This is a genomic window from Romboutsia sp. D33t1_170424_H2, from assembly GCF_015669105.1.
Classification (GTDB): domain Bacteria; phylum Bacillota; class Clostridia; order Peptostreptococcales; family Peptostreptococcaceae; genus Romboutsia_C; species Romboutsia_C hominis.
In genome coordinates this window covers 265,170-284,473 of the sequence record NZ_JADOZQ010000002.1, presented here as the reverse complement: position 1 = coordinate 284,473, position 19,304 = coordinate 265,170, and the positions used below count along the sequence as shown (strand labels likewise).

The window sequence follows — 19,304 nt, the reverse complement described above, 5'->3', positions numbered from 1 at the left end:
TCATCCTTTATATTGTTACTTGTAGAGCTTTTTTAGCTGCTATTTGCTCTGCTTCTTTTTTACTTTTTCCTTCTCCAACACCTAAGACTCTTTCATTTATTCCAACTTCCATTATAAATCTTTTATTATGATCTGGTCCTTTTTCATCTACTAATCTATACCATATATTACTTTCACCTTTTCCTTGTAAAACTTCTTGAAGGTGAGTCTTATAATCTCTAAATATTTTACCTTTTCTTGAATCACAGATTATTCCTTCCATGTATTTTAGTATAAATACTCTAGCTGGTTCTAATCCTCCATCTAAGTATATTGCAGCTATTACAGCCTCAAAAGCATCTGCTAATATAGACATTCTATATCTACCACCAGTAGCTTCTTCTCCTTTTCCTAGCAACATATATATTCCTAGATTTATCTCATTTGCTGCTTCACTTAAAGATTCTTCACAAACTATATTTGCTCTTAACTTTGTTAATTCTCCTTCTGGTAAATTTCTTTCTTTTTTAAATAAATATTCACTTACTACTATACTTAGGACAGAGTCTCCTAAAAACTCAAGTCTTTCATTAAAATCATACTCCTTATTTTCATTTGAGTACGAACTATGAGTTAAAGCTTCTAATATATACTCTTTATTTTTAAATTTATATTCTATTATATTTTCAAACTCATCTATATTCTTTAATATATCTTTTTTTAACTTCATTTTATTACCTCCGAGTTAATTATCTCTAGATTATAGTGTACTATTTTTCAACAAGTATTGCAAAATAAAAAATTTACTTGTCTACTTTAATATTCACACTTATTTTTAAATTTATAGTTTCCTTATAATATATTTTAAAAAGAAAAGCCTATGAGATATTCTAATAACTCATAGGCAATCTTATATTAATCTAACTAATTTTCATCTATATCATCGCAACAATTAATACACATACAATCTTCATCGTCTGCTGATAGTATTATTCCTTGACAGTTTGGACAAACGATATCAACCTCATCATCATATAGAAGTTCTTCATCTACTTCTACTAAGTCTTTACAATTTGGACATTCCATTTCTATAAAGCTAAGGTCCCCTTCTTCATCTTCGTCTATTTCTGAATCACTATATATATCATCTTCTATATCACATAAATCTTCATCTATAGATTCAACATACTCAGTTAAATCTGCTTGCTCTTCATCTAATTCAACTATTGCATCTGCAAAACTATCTAAAACGTCTATTATCTTATGTATTATTTTTCCTTCTTTACTTTCAGAGCTTATGTCCATCCCTTCAGCTAATCCTTTTAGGTATGCAACTTCTTCAAATAGGTATTTCATATGTAACCCTCTCCTTCTTTTGTAAGTATAAAATTAAAAGCCCGTATATCTTTATTATTAAGATATACAAGCTTTTTATACATAAATTATTAAACTCTTGATAAATATTCACCAGTTCTAGTATCTATCTTTATCTTGTCACCTTCATTTATAAATAATGGAACTTGAACAACAGCTCCAGTTTCAACTGTAGCTGACTTAGTTACGTTACTAGCTGTGTCTCCTTTTATTCCTGGTTCAGTTTCAGTTACTTCTAATTCTGCAAAGTTAGGAGCTTCAACTTGGAAAGCTTGTCCTTGGTAGAATCTTATTGTAGCAACCTCATTTTCTTTTAAGAATTTTATAGCTTCTTCAACTTGTACATAATCTAAAGGTATTTGATCAAATGTTTCTTGATCCATGAAGTAGTATAATTCTCCATCATTGTATAAGTATTGCATTGGTCTTGTTTCTATATGAGCTTTAGGGAATTTATCACTTGGGTTGAAAGCTTCTTCTCTTATAGCTCCTGTTTTTAAGTTTCTATATTTAGTTCTTACGAAAGCTGCACCTTTACCTGGTTTAACGTGTTGGAAGTCAACTATTAAACATGGTTGTCCGTCTTTTTCAAATGTTACACCTTTTCTAAAATCACTTGCTGATACCATTTTGGTCCCTCCATAAAAATAAATTTATTATTTTGTGGTGATACTTTTTATTATATATTATAATCAAAAGTTTATTTTTAATCTTAGGCAAATACTTCTATTGTATTTATCTATATATGTATATATTATCACCATACCTTTTTCAATTATATATACTCTTGCAATCTTGTCAAGTTATATTAAAAAAATTAAGTTTATAACTACTTTTAGCCCTTGTTTTTTATAAGTGCATTTATGCCTAATATATAACTATCAAATCCAAAACCTGATATTTGTCCTATACATGCTTTTGCTGTCACACTTTTTTGTCTAAACTCTTCTCTTTTATGAACATTAGATATATGAACTTCAACTACATCTAATTGTACAGACATTATCGCATCATAAATAGCATAGCTATAATGAGTAAAAGCGCCAGGATTTATAACGATTCCATCATACAAAGTGTTAGCTTCGTGTATTTTGTCAATTATATCTCCCTCATGATTACTCTGAAAGAAATCTACAACTATATTTTCATCTATAATCTTACATTCCTTTTTTATATAATCTTTTAAGTCATCTATTGTTCTTTCACCATAAATTCCTTTTTCTCTTTTACCTAACATATTCAAATTTGGACCATTAATTACTAAAAATTTCATAAATACCCCCGACTATACGATTACAAACTTTTCTACTATTAATAATATCACATATTATCTAATATAAACAAGTATTTCGCTTACCACTTCATCTATATTTTTACTATCTACATTTATTTTTATATTAGATGCCTTATTATACTTATCAATTCTTTCTGAAAGTAATGTTTTTATAGTTTCTTCTACATCTTTGCTTTCTTTTAATAAAGGTCTTTTGTTTATTTCATTTGATACATTTTTTTTAATCGTACTTACACTTGCATCTAATAAAATTACATTTTGTTCATTTTTTAATATATCTATATTTTCATTCTTACTTACTATACCTCCACCAGTTGAAATTATTATGTTATCCTCAGTCGTAAGATCTTTTAGTAGTTTCGTTTCTACATTTCTAAAATATACTTCTCCATCTTCTTTAAATATGTCAGTTATAGACCTTTTTTCTATTTCTTCTATTTTAGTATCCATGTCAACATATTCCATTTTTAACTCTTTAGCTAGTTTTCTTCCTACTACGCTTTTCCCACTACCCATAAAACCAATTATTACAACTCTCATTTATTATCTCCCTCAAAATTTATTATATTTACAGTAAATTCTTTTTCTAGGTTAGTATTATTTTTTGACAACTCTAGTTTTATATTAGCTATTTTACCATCATAGTCTGTTGATATATACATATTATCTATATAATCTCCAACTTCATAACCTCCACCTTCACTGTTTCCATATACATCTAATGTCCTTATAAAAATTTTATTTGAATTTTTATTTAGAAATATTTCTTTATCCTTTAATTTATTATCATTTTCTTTGTACTTACATTTTATTGATGTTACACTTTTCAGCTCATTGTTTTTATCGTAGTTAATAATATATTTAGAGTTTTGTATTGCTTCTTTTATATATTTAGATACTTCATTTCCTTGTTGTTGTAATTCAACACTATCTTCTATTTTCATTTTTATATTATTTGAAAATATAAGTATATAATAAAGTAAACTTATTATTATGACTATAGAAGTTATTGATATTACGCTTTCTAAAAGTAAATATCCTTTCTTACGTTTCATACTTACCTTCTTTCAATAAGACTCTTCCGCTAATTGGTACTATTGTTATCTCTTTTTTAATATTTCCTTTATAAACTCTTATAGTTTGACCTCTACGATCTGGAGAACCATCGGTTCTAAATATTATTTTACTTTCCCCATATTCTATCTTCGTTTCATTGGGTAGTGACACTTCTTTTTTTATTTCACCTTTAGATTTTAATATATAAGATTTGTTTTCGTTATTTAGATCATAGTATATGTATGTGCTTAGGTCTCCGAGCATATTTACTCTTCTTACATATCTAATATCTACTGCTAATTGTTTCGTAAATGAGTTGATGTAATATTTATCTAGATTATCATAAAAAAAATATAATGTTGATACTAAAATCATTATACTTATGCATACAACAAGTTCTACCAAGGTCACATTCCTTCTCTTTTCATTTTTAAATCTCCTTGTAATTATATAATTTTACTATATCGGTTTTATCATCTATAGATAAATCCTCATTAAATGGATTTAATATTTTAACTTTTGATTTTAATTTTTTTATATAATTCCCATCCTTTATTGTTATGAGTATCTCAAAATCTACAGATTTTTCCTCTCTATTTATCGATATCCTTGATGGAATAGATACGATTACATTTTTTATCTTACATTTTGATATGTCTTTTATATTATTTATAAAACTTAATCCACTAAAAGAAGTGTAAAAATCATCTTCATCTATAGCATATTCTTTTATTAAATTAACTTCTCTTAGTATATTACTATGTACTACTTCCATAGCACCATAGCTATGTTGTTTTAATGTTTCATCTTTATAATCTAAGTTAAATATACTTAAATTATTATAGGATACTCCTATAGAAGTCATGGCTAATATTATTACAATAGAAAAGATTATTACAGTTGTTACTAGTATAGATCCTTTACTTTTTCGTAACATAAGACATAAGGTTTATACTATCATAATCACTTTGAACTATTACTTCTATTTTATAACAATTATAATAATCTTTTTCTTCTTCTATTGTTGTTTTTATCTTATATCCTTTTTCATTATTTTCATATGCTATTTCTTCATCATTTTCTATATGAAGTTTTGTATATTCTATATTCTTTCTAGCTATCTCAAGCATTTCAAATTTTTTATTGCTACAACTAACTAATCCATTACTATTTTGTAAGGTTGTAGCAATAATATACATACTTATACCTATTATAGATATACTAATTATACTTTCAACTAAAATAAATCCTTCTCTTTTTTTTATCAATAGTTACTCCTTTACATTAATCTACTTGATCATAGTAAAGTCCTTTTAGGTATAACTCATCCTCTTTACTTGGTTTTATGCCTGTCCATATGTAAAATGCCTCTAATCCTTGATTTATAAGCATATCAATTCCATATACTACATCTAAATTATTTGACTTTGCCCACTTTATAAAAGAAGTATTTTGTGGCTTATATACGATATCACATACTAATAAATCTCCTTTTACACGAATACTTTCATCAATAGGACATTCATTGCTTTCCATACCAACTGGAGTGGTATTTATTAATATATCAATATCTTCTATATCATTTTTATCTATAGTCTTGTTTGAATATGTAGAAGCAATTTTAAAATTATCTCTTATAATCTCACTGATATCCATAGCTTTTTGAATACTTCTATTTCTTATTTCTATAGATTTAACTTTATTAGATGCTAGCTGAACTGCTATGCTTCTACTTGACCCTCCAGCACCTATGATCATTATCTTTTTATTATTAAGGTCGTACCCTTTATCTAATATAGACTTTACAAATCCAAGCCCATCAGTATTATAACCTGTTAAAAAACCTTCATCATTTTTTATAGTATTTACAGCACCTATAAGTCTTGCATTTTTGTCTATATTTTCTAAAAATTTCATTACATTTACCTTATGAGGAATAGTTACATTACAACCTCTCATATTTAAGGTCTTAATACTTCTTACAGCTTCTTCTAAATCACTTTCTTTTACATCAAAACAACAATATATATTATTTTGATTATATTTTTTGAATAAATAATTGTGTATACTAGGCGAAAAACTTTGCTTAATTGGATGACCTAAAAGACCTACTAATTTTGTTGTTGAATTTATCATGATATTATCTCCTATCTAACTTTATTGTCATTTAACTATTAAACTATACATTTATATTTAAAAATTGCACATTCTTAAGTACTCTGTATATATAAAGTTTTCTGACTTTTTGCTTCCTCTTTCTTTATATTCACATATATCTAAATCGCTTTCTATGTTTAAATTGATTTCTATACCATTTCGATTATTTCTATTTACACTTATGTCACCATTATAAAGTTCTAAAATATTCTCTGTAACTTTAAACCCTATATCTATAGCTGATTTATATTTATCATTTATATATTTATAATGATTATATTTATCTTTATTTCTAATACTTATATTAGTTTTATTACCTTTCCTATCCAAATCAACGTAAATTGTACTATTTGAACAAGAATACCTTATAACTATAGATAATAAAGTTAATATAACTCTCTCTATATCGTCATCATCTACTCTTGATACAATCTCTTCCTCACTAGTATCAAATACTATGTTTATATCATTTTCTAATAAATATTTATTAAACTCCTCACAAGTTTCTTCTATTAACGTAACTATATTATAACAATTCACATTAGTTTCATGAAACTCAGATTCTAACTTAGCTAAATCTATTACATTGTTAATTAAGTTCATCAGCATATAAGAATTCTTTTTGATAATACTTATAGAATTATTTAACTCCTTACTTATTTCTTTTTCTATTTTATCTTTATATATATACTCTAATAGCTGAATCGATGATGATATTACATTTAGAGGTGTCTTTAACTCATGAGACATATTAACGAAAAACTCAGTTTTTATTTTATTAGCAATTTTTTTAGCTTCTATTTCTCTTTCAATATTTTCTATATTTACACTTTCTGTTATATCTCTTACTATTCCGATTTCTTTGATTTCATTATTAATTTCTATTAATTTTTTCCCAACCTCTAAGTTTAATTCTTCTCCCTTACAAGTTAAAACATCTTTTCTTTTAAAAACTACCTCCTCGTTGTTTTTATTTGATGCTATTAATATATCATTATTTAGTAGTATATCTTCTTCTAGACTTATATTTTCGGATATTTCTGTAAATGCTAAATTTTTATATATTATATTTTTCTGTCTATAGTCTGCTAAATATATACCTTCTGGTATTATATTAACAAATGTTTTATACTTTTCTTTGCTCAATTTTAATTTTTCAATAGATTCCTTATACTCTGTTATATCTTTTATAACAACTAAATTTTTATGTGTATCTCCATCTTTAAAACTTGTTCTATCTATATTCATATAAGAATTTTTTCCCATAGAAGAATAACATATTTCTCCTGTTATAGAATCCTCTAGAACTATCCTTTTTATTTCTTTTTCATTAAAATCTATACCATTATCTTTACTATTATATAAAATATTATTATTGTCTGTTATTAGTATATTATATGGTATAGTTTCTATTATTTTTTCGTACTTTATATTGTTTTCATCGGTCTTTATCTCATTTTTCTTATTGTAAGTTATATCTTTAAAGGAACATATGATACTTTCATTTTTATTAAATTTAATTGGTGTAAATGTAACTTTAAAAAATCTTCCATCCTTGCTCTTTATATCACTTTTAATTTCTGTACTATGTTTTTTTGTTTTTTCTATACTATTTATAAAATTCAATTTATCTTTTATATTATCTCTTAAAAATTCATCTATCGTTAATTTTTCTTTATGCACTTTATATTTATTCCAAATTCTAAGGAAATTATCATCTTTACTCAATATACATCCATTAGAATCTATTATAAATATACACCTATCTTCTTCTCCTACAATTTCTTTAATTAATTCTTTTTTATTCTCTAAATTCTTTTCTAACTTAGCTGTTATATATTTATTTTGTTCTAACTTTTTATTGTATAAACTAATATTTTTGTTACCTTTTTTAAACATTTTTTTCTTTTTCCATACTCTATTATGTTCAATTATTATATATGAATTTACTATATTTTTGAACATGTACAAGTATACAATTATATCTATAATACTCCTATATAGTAATACATTCTCTTTTTCAACCAATAGGCTTAACAAAATACTTGAGTATATAAAAGTAATAAATATAACAGTTATCTTACTAATACTTTTTCTTCTTGTTAATTTTATGATTTCATAAAAAATCATCGTACTTATAAAACCAGTTACCAAAATATTATATAAACCAATTTTATTGTCTATCAGTGTTGTAAGTAACAATATAAAACTAATAAATATTAAATTATTTATTTTTTTGTTGATATTATTTTCACATACGCTAATCAGGATTAATACTTGAGCAATCATATAAAAGTTGCTCAAGCTTCCCTGTGATATATCCTTTGCTTTTGATATAATAATAACAACTATCATACTTAAAACAATAATATATTTCTTGCTTTTATGTAAAATATATTTAGAATATACTACATATAACATTGCAAGAAGTATTGAAACTGTAAGTATATTAATATATTTATGCATTCTCAATCCCCTTTAATATAATTAACTTAGCTACTACAATTAAAATATATATCTGAAAATTCTATATCGATTTTTTCGTTATCACTAACACTTACTCCCACATCTATATTTTCACTATTTTTTATATTATCTTTTAAAATAATGGTAAATTCACTCCCCACATTTACCTCGCTGTTTACCTTAATGTCTCCTCCATGTGCTTTTACTAATTTATTTACTAATGATAAACCTATACCAGTTCCCTCTGCACCTCTTGTAAGGGTTCTATCTACCTGTTCGAAGTTCTCAAATATAATACCTATTTTATCTTTTGGTATTCCTATTCCAGTATCCTTGACTGATATATATACTAAATCTCCATCTTGCCTAAACTTGACTACTATTTCTCCGCCTTTTGCAGTATATTTTATAGAATTTGATATAAGATTTAATACAGCTTTCTCTATTTTTTTCTTATCTAGTATCATATATTTACTATCTATATTAGATTTAAATTCTATATTTACTCCATTTTCACTTGTATATAGCTTAGATTTATTAACTATATCCTTAAGCAAGTTTACTATATCATACTTCTTATATTCCATTTTATAGGTTCCATTTTCAAAATGTCCTATTTCTAAAATATTATCTAATAATCGCATTAGCCTATAACAATTTTGTTTTATAAGTTTTGTACATCCATTATCTCCCTTATTATTTTCTTTTTCATAATTGTATATAAGTTTATTAGTTTCAAATATAGTTGTTACAGGTTTTTTTATGTCTTTAGATACATTAGCTAAGAACTCAACGTTAAATCTATACTTATTATTTATTTCACTTAATATTTCTTCCATTTTCTTTATTTTATATTCATTGTCTAAAGTTCTCAATATTATCAAATAACTATTGCCAATATCAATTATAGCAATTTCTATCTCTTTAATTTTATTTGAAGGAACTTGAAATCTTTTAAATTTACCATATTCTAATTGATTTAAGTAGCTTTTAACTATCTTATTTAGGTTTTCAGTTCCTATTTCTTTTAATATTTCTATTAATACCTTATTTCTATATATATGATTATGTCCATTTTTTTCTATTATTGCTATACCTTGTGGAAGTGTTTGCAACAATACCTTATAAGTTTTTTCTCTTTGCTCAATTTCCGAGATAGTATTTTCTATGTTAGTTATATCTATGGCTATAGTTAACAAATTCTTATTTCCTCTTAATATAATACTTGTTGTTATTACTTCTATAACTTTATTATTTTTTGTCTTTATCTTCATACTTACCTTGTCTTTTTTTCCAGACTGAACCATGTTTACTTGTTCTATAAATTTATTTACACTTTTACTTAATACCTTTTCTTGTATATTTTGTAAAACTCCCATAGATTCATCATAATCCTTTATATCAAACAATTCTATAGCTTTATTATTTATATATTTTATACTGCTAGAATTATGTATTATTATTCCGTCATTTAATATGTCTATTAATTTTTTAAATCTTTGTTCACTCTCTTCTAATTTATTTCTTATTAGGACGCTTTCTGTTATATCAGTTAGAATACATATATTTCTATATTTATTTTTTAATATTTCTCTCTTAGATGCAAGTCTATATATCTTTTCATCATATCCATTTATTATGGTATCCAAATTTTCAATTTCATTTAAATCTTCTGGAAAATCTATAAACTTTGATTTTATTTCTTCTAATATATCTAAATCACTTAAATTACTTTTATCTTTACATATAAATTTCTCAAATTCTTCATTTCCATAGAGATATTCTCCATCTCTATTTAATAAAAAAACTATATTTTGAGATTCTTCAATTGATTTATTTAATTCTGTATTTACTTCAGCCATACTATCTTTAATTTTTTTTTGGGTCTCAAATTCTAGATTTATTTTATCTATTAGCGATTGTGTCATACTTTGATTATATTTAACCTTCAATTTATAATCTTTAAGCATTTTCATTATATTTTCCATATTACTAATAAGTAGTGCTTGTACAATTGATAAGTTTAGCAAAGTGTATGTTAACATATAAAATTTATTCTTTATACATAGACTTATTACAATAAATAGATATATCCCTATCATAGTTAATATATATCTATTTTTGATTCTTAGATTAGTCTTTTTGTTGATTATGATACTTATTTTTCCTAAGTTTAACATAGTAACTCCAAAGTAATAATTTCCAGTTACTAACATCAAAATTTCTAATAAATATATACATAATATATACATTAAAGATTTACAATTTGATATTTTGTAAAGTACTAATAATATAAAAGGAATAGAAATAGCTATAGATAAACTAACAATTTCAAAAACTTCTTTATAAATATATAAAGATTTCATATTTTCACCATCCCCCTTTTTTTGATTCCCCTTACTATAATTTTATCTATTATGCATTTATATTTTTGTTTTCAACTTGTACATTCATAATCCTTCTTCTATCTTCTATATAAGTAATATTAACATATTATAAATAGTTTTTTTGTCAGTTTTTGAACAATTTCACTATAAATTATTTGTTATAAATTACAGTTTTATGTAATAAATACTCTAAGTATTATATATATTCTTAAAACAAAAAAAGCCTATATAAGGCTTTTTTCTGATTTTAATTCTTTTCTAAGTTTTTTTAGTGCTCTTTTTTCTATTCTTGATACATAAGATCTAGATATATCAAGTTTTTGAGCAATTTCTCGTTGTGTTTTATATCCACAAGTGGTTAACCCATACCTTAAAAGAACAATTTCTTTTTCTCTTTTAGTCAATATCTTATCTAGTTGTTCATATAACTTACCTATTTGAACCTTAAGTTCTACTTGGTCTAATATATAATCTATATCAGTTCCCAAAACATCTATAAGACTAATCTCATTGCCTTCTTTGTCCGTGCCTATAGGATCTTGAAGAGATACTTGAACCTTATTTTTCTTATTTGTTCTTATACTCATAAGTATTTCATTTTCTATACATTTAGATGCATAAGTTGCTAGCCTAGTTCCTTTGTCAACATTATAGGTTTCTATAGCCTTTATAAGTCCTATAGTACCTATAGAAATAAGGTCATCTTGCTCTTCATTGGCATTATTGTACTTTTTTGCTATATGGGCTACTAATCTCATGTTTCTCTCTATTAAAACTTCCTTTGCATGTTCATCTTTGTCTTTTTTAAATTTAGTTAAATAAGTAACTTCTTCTTCAGGGGTTAATGGTTTTTCAAATGATTTAAAAGTTGTCAACAGGCCACCCCCTCTTTGAGATGCTTCATTTTAAATTATATGAATCTGGCCTGTCTAAATTGCTTGTTTTATATAATATTTTATTTTATTTATATTTTAAATTTGTGCATATTTCCTTGAAGATTGGTAATGCTGATTTGCTTTCTTCTTTAGTTCCTTCTACTATTACTGTTATAGTATATTTTGGTGTGTCACTTGGATAAAATCCAGTTATCCATCCATTATTTACTGAAATACCATCTATATTGGTTTGGGCTGTACCTGTTTTAACACCACACCCGCCTTCTAAGTCTTTAAGTGCTTCTCCCGTGCCTGATAAAGATACTTTTTTCATCATGTCTTTTACTATAGTCAATGTATATGGTGATATTATTTCATCTTCTTTAGATTGATTAAAATTTTTTAAGATACTCTTATTATTATCTACAATGCTATCATATATATATAATGGCTTATATGTTCCATTATTAGCAATTATTTGTGTCATTTGATTTATTTGTATCGGTGTAAATTCCATACTTCCTTGACCTATAGCTAAATTTCTTATAGATATGTCTTTTGGTATTTCTCTATTTACTTCCTCTTTTAACCCTATATCTACCTTTTTATCTAAATGGAGTTTTTTAGCATACTCTATTATTTTGCTTTTTCCTACTTTATTTGCAATATCAAAAAATGCAGTATTACATGAATTAGCAAAAGCTTCGGTTAAACTTTGTATACCATGTCCCTCTTTATTATGGCAATTTAATATTTCTTTATTTTTTCCTATTTTTGTATTTCCTGTGCAATTATATGTATAGTTCTCATCTATAATTTTAGTATCAAGAGCTGCATATAAAGTTACTATTTTAAATACAGAACCTGGTGCATAAGTATTTTGTATTACCCTATTTCTAAGTTCACCCTTAGATTTTTCTGTATCACTTATATACTTACCTATATCATTTTGGTCAAAGTTTGGCCTAGAACTCATAGATAGTATTTCACCACTTTCTACATCTGATATTATAACAGCTGTAGGGTTAGCTTCTTTATCTACTACTTTTTCAACTTTTTTTTGAATATTTTTATCTATTGTTAATTTTATATGCTTATCTTTATCATCTTTTGTTACTGTTTTTATACTTCCTTTTAGTACATCTAAACCTTCTTTTCTACCTGCTTCACCTACTTTAAATACAGATATATATTCTTCATTTGATGCATTAAGCACTTCATCCATACTTCTCTCTATTCCATATTGTCCTATCTTATCTTTTTTATTTATATATCCTATAGTGTGGGATAAAAGGCTATCTTCGTCATATCTTATACTTCTTTTAGATACTATTATATTTTTTTCTAGTAACTTTTCTTCCATTTTTTTACTTATATTATTTACTTGTATTTCAAATATTGATGACTCTGTTTGCTCTTCTATTTCTTTATATATCTCTTTATCACTTAAATTACTTACTTCTTTTACTAAGTTTCTTATGCTAGAATCATTTATAAATTTTTCTTTTTGTACTATTAATACAGTTTCTTTCTTCTTATCCGTTAAAGGTTGATTATTTCTATCATAGATTACACCTCTACCAGTATTTAAATCTATTTTTTCAGTACTTTGATTTTCTTGTCTTTGTTTATATTCATCAGATTTTAATATTTGTATATCTGCTAGTCTATATATTAAAAATAAATATACTAATACAAATATTAAAACTGTTGTTTTTCCTCTACCAACCATAGTTTTTGGTAAATTATATTTTTTCCTTGACATAAAATCACCCCTTAGATACTTGTCATTTTTGACAATTTCTAAGGGGTTAATACTCTTTATTCTAATTAATCTAATTGTGTTCTTATTTTACTTATAACTATATCTATAGCTACTTCGTTTTGTCCACCTTCTGGCATTATTATATCAGCATACTTTTTGTATGGTTCTATAAATTGATCATGAGCTGGCTTTACTGTAGTCAGATACTGATCTATAACAGAATCTACAGTTCTACCTCTTTCTTTTATATCTCTTTGTATTCTTCTAAGTATTCTTATATCATCTTCAGTATCAACATATATTTTTATATCTAATTTATTTCTTAACTCTTCATCTTCAAGTATCATTATACCTTCTACTATTATTATATCCTTTGGAGTTATTGTAACAGTTTCGTCATGTTTTCTAGTATGAAGTTCATAGTCATATATAGGCTTTTCTATGCTTTTTCCATTACATAATTCTTCTATATGTTGTATTAAAAGCTTATTATCAAAAGCAAGTGGATGGTCATAATTAGTTTTTAATCTATCTTCAAAACTTAAATGTGTTTGGTCTTTGTAGTAAGCATCTTGCTCTAATGTAGCTATATTCTCATCTGGTATATTATCCATTATAGCTTTACAAACTGTACTCTTACCAGAACCAGTTCCTCCTGTTATTCCTATTATTAAAGGTCTCTTAGTTTTTTTCATGATTTAGTACTCTCCTTACAAAAAAGATTAGCGTTTATTCTTGATCATTTGGATTCTCTAAATAGAATCCAGATGTAAACTCTCTATTATTTAACTTTATTTCTTCGATCCAACTTGGATTAAACTCCCAATTATTTGGGTCTTCATAAAACTTATCTAAAGCAAATCTATAAGCTTTAACAACTTTAGATATATAATTAGCGTCTTTCATCTTACCTTCTATTTTAAGACTATTTATTCCTGACTTTATCATAGCCGGCAAATCTTTTATCATACATAAATCTTTAGAATTAAATATGAATGTTCCTCTCTCATCTTCATAAACCGGGAAATATTCTCCTGGTCTTTTCTCTTCAACTAGACTGTATGTTTTTTTATTTACTTCACTATCTGAATCTTTTCCTTTTATATAATTGCTTATAAGAGGCCTTCCTGAATAAGATATAGCCATTACTCCATGTACATATGCTTCTAAATCTAATTCTATAGGTGTATTTAGCCTTATTTGACCTAGCTCATCACAAGATAATTCTCTTGATAATGTTATTCTTTTTATACCTTGCTCATGCCAAAATTTAGCTGTTACGTAATTTGTAACATTAGCTTGTTCTGCTAAATGTATATCCATATTTGGTACAGCCTTTTTAGCTACTACAAGCATACCAGGCTCTGCTATTATGATAGCATCTATTCCTACAAATTCAAGCTCTTTTAGGTATGTTTCTATATCTGAAAAGTCCTTACTATGAGGAACTATATTAACAGATGCATAAACCTTTTTATTATGTTTATGTGCAAAGTTTATACCTTCTATTAATTCATCCTTTGAAAACTCCTTATCTATAGAGTTAAGACCAAACGCTTCACTTCCTATATATATGGCATCTGCACCATTTGTTATATTTAACTTTAATTCTTCTAAGCTTCTAACTGGCGCCAATAATTCTACATTATGCATTTAAATCACCCCTCTCGCTTTGTTTGTAGCTAAGTGCTACTCCATCTGCTATAGGTATTAAAGATGTAGTTAAATAGTCACAGTTTGATATATAATCTAAGTAACTTCTCATTCTTTTTACTATAGTCTTTTTACGTCTTATAACGAAACTATCATGTGCAACCATTCCTTGATATAATATATTATCTGATATTAAAAGTCCATCTACTTTTAATTTATCTATAACCATATCATAAAATAATTGATATTGTCCTTTAGCTGCATCTAAAAATATTATGTCAAACTCTCCTTGAACTTCTTTTAATTTTTCTTCTGCATCTCCTTCTAATATCGTTATATTATTTTCAAATCCAGCTAATTTTATATTTTCTTTAGCCTTTTCTATCATTTTTTCATTTCTCTCTACTGTTATTATCTCCACATCTTCACCTAAAATAGATGCAAATAGTATAGATGAGTATCCTATAGCACAACCAACTTCTAGTATTCTCTTTGGTTTTTTCATTTTTAGTAAAACTTTTAAAAGTTCTGATACTTCTTTGTGTATTATAGGTACATTATTTTCATGTGCATAATCTTCTAGTTCTTTTAAAAGTCCTTCTTTATCTTTTAATGTATTTCTTATGTAATCTTGTACTAATTCATTTACTATATTGCTCATTAAATTCACTCCTTAAATAGCAGAAACATTAATATAGGATTACACTTTGAATATCTCAAAGCATAATCCCCATATTTTAAATTTTATTTATTCTCTGCACTTGCTTTTTCTTTGCTTAATTTATCCCTTTGTTCTTTATATTCCTTCTCAAACTTAAGATGTTCTTCGTAAGTTTTGCTATAGTTATTTCCTCCATCCATAGTAGCTACAAAGTATAAATAATCTGTATCTTTTGGATATAATACTGCTTCTATAGATTTTATACTAGGATTAGCTATTGGTGTCGGAGGTAGTCCCACATTTTTATAACTATTATATGGAGAATCTATCTTTAAATCATTATATGTTACTATTTTTTTTCTTTCTGGGAATATATACTGTATAGTTGCATCAGACTGAAGTCTCATACCTATATCTAATCTATTGTAAAATACACTTGCTATCATAGGTCTATCTTCATCTCTAACAGCTTCTTTTTCAACAATAGAGCTCAGATTTACGACCTCTTGAAGAGTCATTTTTAACTCTTTTTGTCTTTTTTGTAACTTCTCAGTATACATTTTACCAAATTCAGCTAACATTTTATCCAGAACCTCTTTTTCACTTGTACCTTCTTCAAAGTAATAAGTCTGAGGATATAAGAAACCTTCTAGTGTAGTTATATCTTTTTCTTTTAAATATGGAAAATCACTATAAAATTCCTTTGGATTTTTGATTAGTTTTTCATACGTTTCTTTATTGCCCAGTTTTTTAGATACTAATATATCAATTACTTCATTAGAAGTTGATCCTTCTGGTATAGTTACTTTTATACCATCTTGATATGTTTTTCCAGATGATAATATGTCAATTATATCATTATTAGAATAGGTTTGATTAAGCAAATATTTTCCAGACTTTATGTTTGGAATTTCATTACTTACTTTTGCTACAACTTTGAATAATGTCTTATTCTTTATTAATTTTTTTTCGTATAATATATCTGTCATTGTATTTATAGTAGCACCTTTAGGTATTTCTACTACTATATCTTTTTTATTTTTTTTATTGTATGGTCCTATTTGTATGAACACAAAACTCCCTATTAATCCCAATAATACTACCAAGGAAATTAATGCTATCTTAAGTTTATTATTTCTCAAGTACATAGTATTTTCTACTCCTTATATATATTTATATCTTTTATATTATAAATCTAAGAATAAAAATTTTCAATAAAATTGTCGAATAAATTTCTTTTCTAAATTCATCGCTTTTTTATATTTGACTTATCTAACGTTCATTTATTAGTAATTTACCAAATTAATTATAAAAATTAATAGCTTAAAAATTTTATTATAATTATAAAAAGCTTAACGTTATTTTTTACACGTTAAGCTTTTTATAATCATAATATTAAAATTTTTTTATTTCATCTTTAGTTACAACACCATATATTAACTTTTTAGGTTGTGTTTTATCATCTACTATTTCATAAGCATTTATAAATCTTTCTTTTGCTTGTTCAAATTTTTCTTCTTTATTATAATGCATGTAAGCTAATACATCGCCTTTATTTACATAGTCTCCTACTTTCTTTTGAAGTACTATACCTGCTGATAAATCAAGTTCATCTTCTTTAGTTTCTCTACCAGCACCTAAAATCATAGCAGATACCCCTATTTCTTCTGCTTCTATCTTACTTATATAACCACTTTTTGGTGATTTTATAGGTACTATATTTTTAGATTTAGGAAGTAAATCATAATCGTCAACTACCCTCTTATCTCCGCCTTGATTTTCTATAAACTCTTTTAGTTTTTCTAGTGCACGTCCTGAAGATATAGCGTCTTGTATCATTTTCTTACCTTCTTCGAAATTTTCACAAACTTTTGCTAATACTAACATATATGCCCCTAATGTTTCACATAGCATTACAAAATCCTTAGGTCCATTTCCTTTTAAAGTTTCTATAGCTTCTATTACCTCTAATGAGTTACCTACAGCAAATCCTAAAGGCTCATCCATATTAGTTATCATACCTATTGTTTCTCTACCCATTCCACAACCAATATCAACCATAGCTTTTGCTAGTTCAAATGAATCATCTAGTGTTTTCATAAATGCGCCATCACCAGTTTTAACATCAAGTAATATAGCATTTGAACCTGATGCTAATTTTTTACACATTATACTAGCAGCTATTAAGGATATATTATCAACTGTAGCAGTTACATCTCTTAGAGCATACATTTTTTTATCAGCAACTGCTATTGTAGCTGTTTGACCACAAACTGCTATATTTTTTTCATTTACAGAATTTATAAATTTCTCTGCATCCATTTCTATTGAAAATCCTGGTATAGCTTCTAACTTATCTAAAGTCCCTCCAGTGTGTCCTAATCCTCTTCCTGACATTTTAGCTACAGGAGCACCACATGATGCCACTAATGGAGCTAAAGCTATTGTAGTTTTATCTCCTACTCCTCCTGTACTATGCTTATCAACTTTTATTCCTTTTATAGCTGATAGGTCTATAACATCTCCTGAATTCATCATAGCTTCTGTAAGATATACTGTTTCTTGTTTGTTCATTTTGTTTATATATATTGCCATTAAAAGAGCTGATGCTTGGTAATCAGGTATTTCATTTTTTGAATATTTTTCTACGAAAAAGTTTATTTCTTCTTTAGATAATTCATGCCCATCTCTTTTTTTTCTGATTATATCATATATTCTCATTTTATCTCTCCTTAACAAACTTTATATATAATCTATTATTTAAATTCAATAAGCTTAATACTAAATTTAGTATTAAGCTTATATATTTATTATATACTTTTAACTACTAATTTAACTAAACTTAAGAATTCAGCTTTTACTTTTTGAGTAGTTTCTATTACTTCTTCATGGTTAAGAGGTTGATCAAGTATCCCTGCTGCCATGTTAGTTATACAAGATATTCCTATAACATCCATAGATGAATGGCTAGCAACTATTACTTCTGGTGCAGTAGACATACCAACAGCATCAGCTCCTAGTATTCTTGCCATTTTAACTTCTGCAGGTGTCTCATATGTTGGTCCACTAAAGAATGCATATACACCTTCTTGTACCTTTATATCTAGCTTCTTAGCACACTCTCTAACTAATTCTATATATTTTGGTGAATAAGCTGTAGACATATCTGGGAATCTTGGTCCAAATCTTTCATCATTTTTACCCATTAAAGGTGTACTTCCACTTAAGTTTATATGATCTTTTATTATCATTAAATCACCTGGTTTAAAGTCTACATTTGCTCCTCCAGCTGCATTTGTAACTACTATAGTTTCAACTCCTAAAGCTTTCATAACTCTAACTGGGAATGTTATTTCTTGTTGAGTATATCCTTCATAGTAATGGAATCTTCCTTGCATAGCCACTACATCTTTGCCTTCTAATTTACCTATTACAAGGCATCCTGCATGTCCTTCAACAGTAGATACAGGGAAATTAGGTATTTCATTATATTTTATCTTTACTGGATTTTCTATTTCATCAGCTAATACTCCTAATCCAGAACCTAATATAAGTCCTATCTTAGGTGTTATATTTATTTTTTCATTTATAAATTTTGCACTTTCTTGTACTTTGTTAAACATATGTCTCCTCCTTG

The 19,304-nt window shown here is 26.1% G+C and carries 20 protein-coding genes; all 20 read right to left on the bottom strand.

Annotated elements, in window-relative coordinates:
* Positions 1-7: 7 nt before the first annotated feature.
* Complete coding sequence (gene rnc / locus I4U66_RS04340) at positions 8-709, bottom strand: ribonuclease III (RefSeq protein WP_092924518.1); 702 nt, start codon at positions 707-709, stop codon at positions 8-10.
* Positions 710-903: 194 nt separating this feature from the next.
* Positions 904-1,335 (bottom strand): CD1247 N-terminal domain-containing protein, encoded by a 432-nt coding sequence (locus I4U66_RS04335; protein WP_092924516.1) that lies wholly within the window; start codon positions 1,333-1,335, stop codon positions 904-906.
* Between the two features lie 89 nt (positions 1,336-1,424).
* Positions 1,425-1,982: an elongation factor P gene (gene efp, locus I4U66_RS04330; protein WP_092924514.1), complete on the bottom strand. Its 558-nt coding sequence runs from the start codon at positions 1,980-1,982 to the stop codon at positions 1,425-1,427.
* 206 nt (positions 1,983-2,188) lie between these two features.
* Positions 2,189-2,626 carry a type II 3-dehydroquinate dehydratase gene (gene aroQ / locus I4U66_RS04325; RefSeq protein ID WP_092924512.1) on the bottom strand — a complete coding sequence of 146 codons (438 nt, stop codon included), beginning with the start codon at positions 2,624-2,626 and terminating at the stop codon, positions 2,189-2,191.
* Between the two features lie 54 nt (positions 2,627-2,680).
* Entirely contained in the window at positions 2,681-3,187 is a 507-nt protein-coding gene (locus tag I4U66_RS04320; protein WP_092924510.1) for a shikimate kinase, read from the bottom strand.
* Positions 3,184-3,702: a hypothetical protein gene (locus tag I4U66_RS04315; RefSeq protein ID WP_166505831.1), complete on the bottom strand. Its 519-nt coding sequence runs from the start codon at positions 3,700-3,702 to the stop codon at positions 3,184-3,186. The genes I4U66_RS04320 and I4U66_RS04315 overlap by 4 nt, the downstream gene beginning before the upstream one ends.
* Positions 3,692-4,114: a hypothetical protein gene (locus tag I4U66_RS04310; RefSeq protein ID WP_166505832.1), complete on the bottom strand. Its 423-nt coding sequence runs from the start codon at positions 4,112-4,114 to the stop codon at positions 3,692-3,694. The genes I4U66_RS04315 and I4U66_RS04310 overlap by 11 nt, the downstream gene beginning before the upstream one ends.
* A gap of 19 nt (positions 4,115-4,133) precedes the next feature.
* The gene (locus I4U66_RS04305) at positions 4,134-4,640 is read right to left on the bottom strand and encodes a hypothetical protein (RefSeq protein ID WP_166505833.1); all 507 of its coding nucleotides are present in this window, start codon (positions 4,638-4,640) and stop codon (positions 4,134-4,136) included.
* The gene (locus tag I4U66_RS04300; RefSeq protein WP_166505834.1) at positions 4,624-4,971 is read right to left on the bottom strand and encodes a hypothetical protein; all 348 of its coding nucleotides are present in this window, start codon (positions 4,969-4,971) and stop codon (positions 4,624-4,626) included. The genes I4U66_RS04305 and I4U66_RS04300 overlap by 17 nt, the downstream gene beginning before the upstream one ends.
* A 16-nt stretch (positions 4,972-4,987) precedes the next feature.
* Positions 4,988-5,839: a shikimate dehydrogenase gene (gene aroE / locus I4U66_RS04295; RefSeq protein WP_207733531.1), complete on the bottom strand. Its 852-nt coding sequence runs from the start codon at positions 5,837-5,839 to the stop codon at positions 4,988-4,990.
* A 57-nt stretch (positions 5,840-5,896) separates the two neighbouring features.
* The gene (locus I4U66_RS04290; RefSeq protein ID WP_195928518.1) at positions 5,897-8,326 is read right to left on the bottom strand and encodes a sensor histidine kinase; all 2,430 of its coding nucleotides are present in this window, start codon (positions 8,324-8,326) and stop codon (positions 5,897-5,899) included.
* 26 nt (positions 8,327-8,352) lie between these two features.
* Positions 8,353-10,692 carry a PAS domain-containing sensor histidine kinase gene (locus tag I4U66_RS04285; RefSeq protein WP_195581346.1) on the bottom strand — a complete coding sequence of 780 codons (2,340 nt, stop codon included), beginning with the start codon at positions 10,690-10,692 and terminating at the stop codon, positions 8,353-8,355.
* Between the two features lie 245 nt (positions 10,693-10,937).
* Positions 10,938-11,588, bottom strand: coding sequence for an RNA polymerase sporulation sigma factor SigK (sigK, locus tag I4U66_RS04280; RefSeq protein WP_092924494.1), 651 nt, complete (start codon positions 11,586-11,588; stop codon positions 10,938-10,940).
* An 85-nt stretch (positions 11,589-11,673) separates the two neighbouring features.
* Positions 11,674-13,353, bottom strand: coding sequence for a peptidoglycan D,D-transpeptidase FtsI family protein (locus tag I4U66_RS04275; RefSeq protein WP_195581347.1), 1,680 nt, complete (start codon positions 13,351-13,353; stop codon positions 11,674-11,676).
* A 65-nt stretch (positions 13,354-13,418) separates the two neighbouring features.
* Complete coding sequence (gene udk, locus I4U66_RS04270) at positions 13,419-14,048, bottom strand: uridine kinase (RefSeq protein ID WP_092924490.1); 630 nt, start codon at positions 14,046-14,048, stop codon at positions 13,419-13,421.
* Between the two features lie 34 nt (positions 14,049-14,082).
* The gene (locus tag I4U66_RS04265; RefSeq protein WP_195928517.1) at positions 14,083-15,006 is read right to left on the bottom strand and encodes a peptidase U32 family protein; all 924 of its coding nucleotides are present in this window, start codon (positions 15,004-15,006) and stop codon (positions 14,083-14,085) included.
* The gene (locus I4U66_RS04260; RefSeq protein WP_195581349.1) at positions 14,999-15,667 is read right to left on the bottom strand and encodes an O-methyltransferase; all 669 of its coding nucleotides are present in this window, start codon (positions 15,665-15,667) and stop codon (positions 14,999-15,001) included. The genes I4U66_RS04265 and I4U66_RS04260 overlap by 8 nt, the downstream gene beginning before the upstream one ends.
* 83 nt (positions 15,668-15,750) lie before the next feature.
* Positions 15,751-16,815, bottom strand: a complete 1,065-nt coding sequence (mltG, locus tag I4U66_RS04255) for an endolytic transglycosylase MltG (protein WP_195581350.1) — start codon at positions 16,813-16,815, stop codon at positions 15,751-15,753.
* Between the two features lie 247 nt (positions 16,816-17,062).
* Positions 17,063-18,388 (bottom strand): pyrimidine-nucleoside phosphorylase, encoded by a 1,326-nt coding sequence (locus I4U66_RS04250; RefSeq protein ID WP_195581351.1) that lies wholly within the window; start codon positions 18,386-18,388, stop codon positions 17,063-17,065.
* An 89-nt stretch (positions 18,389-18,477) separates the two neighbouring features.
* A complete protein-coding gene (locus I4U66_RS04245; protein WP_092924480.1) occupies positions 18,478-19,290 on the bottom strand; it encodes a purine-nucleoside phosphorylase in 813 nt (270 codons plus the stop codon).
* Positions 19,291-19,304: the final 14 nt, after the last annotated feature.

Coding starts and splice junctions, on each gene's coding strand:
- rnc (WP_092924518.1), bottom strand. CDS start 709: ATGAAGTTAAAAAAAGATATATTAAAGAATATAGATGAGTTTGAAAAT.
- I4U66_RS04335 (WP_092924516.1), bottom strand. CDS start 1,335: ATGAAATACCTATTTGAAGAAGTTGCATACCTAAAAGGATTAGCTGAA.
- efp (WP_092924514.1), bottom strand. CDS start 1,982: ATGGTATCAGCAAGTGATTTTAGAAAAGGTGTAACATTTGAAAAAGAC.
- aroQ (WP_092924512.1), bottom strand. CDS start 2,626: ATGAAATTTTTAGTAATTAATGGTCCAAATTTGAATATGTTAGGTAAA.
- I4U66_RS04320 (WP_092924510.1), bottom strand. CDS start 3,187: ATGAGAGTTGTAATAATTGGTTTTATGGGTAGTGGGAAAAGCGTAGTA.
- I4U66_RS04315 (WP_166505831.1), bottom strand. CDS start 3,702: ATGAAACGTAAGAAAGGATATTTACTTTTAGAAAGCGTAATATCAATA.
- I4U66_RS04305 (WP_166505833.1), bottom strand. CDS start 4,640: ATGTTACGAAAAAGTAAAGGATCTATACTAGTAACAACTGTAATAATC.
- aroE (WP_207733531.1), bottom strand. CDS start 5,839: ATGATAAATTCAACAACAAAATTAGTAGGTCTTTTAGGTCATCCAATT.
- I4U66_RS04290 (WP_195928518.1), bottom strand. CDS start 8,326: ATGCATAAATATATTAATATACTTACAGTTTCAATACTTCTTGCAATG.
- I4U66_RS04285 (WP_195581346.1), bottom strand. CDS start 10,692: ATGAAATCTTTATATATTTATAAAGAAGTTTTTGAAATTGTTAGTTTA.
- I4U66_RS04275 (WP_195581347.1), bottom strand. CDS start 13,353: ATGTCAAGGAAAAAATATAATTTACCAAAAACTATGGTTGGTAGAGGA.
- udk (WP_092924490.1), bottom strand. CDS start 14,048: ATGAAAAAAACTAAGAGACCTTTAATAATAGGAATAACAGGAGGAACT.
- I4U66_RS04265 (WP_195928517.1), bottom strand. CDS start 15,006: ATGCATAATGTAGAATTATTGGCGCCAGTTAGAAGCTTAGAAGAATTA.
- I4U66_RS04260 (WP_195581349.1), bottom strand. CDS start 15,667: ATGAGCAATATAGTAAATGAATTAGTACAAGATTACATAAGAAATACA.
- mltG (WP_195581350.1), bottom strand. CDS start 16,815: ATGTACTTGAGAAATAATAAACTTAAGATAGCATTAATTTCCTTGGTA.
- I4U66_RS04250 (WP_195581351.1), bottom strand. CDS start 18,388: ATGAGAATATATGATATAATCAGAAAAAAAAGAGATGGGCATGAATTA.
- I4U66_RS04245 (WP_092924480.1), bottom strand. CDS start 19,290: ATGTTTAACAAAGTACAAGAAAGTGCAAAATTTATAAATGAAAAAATA.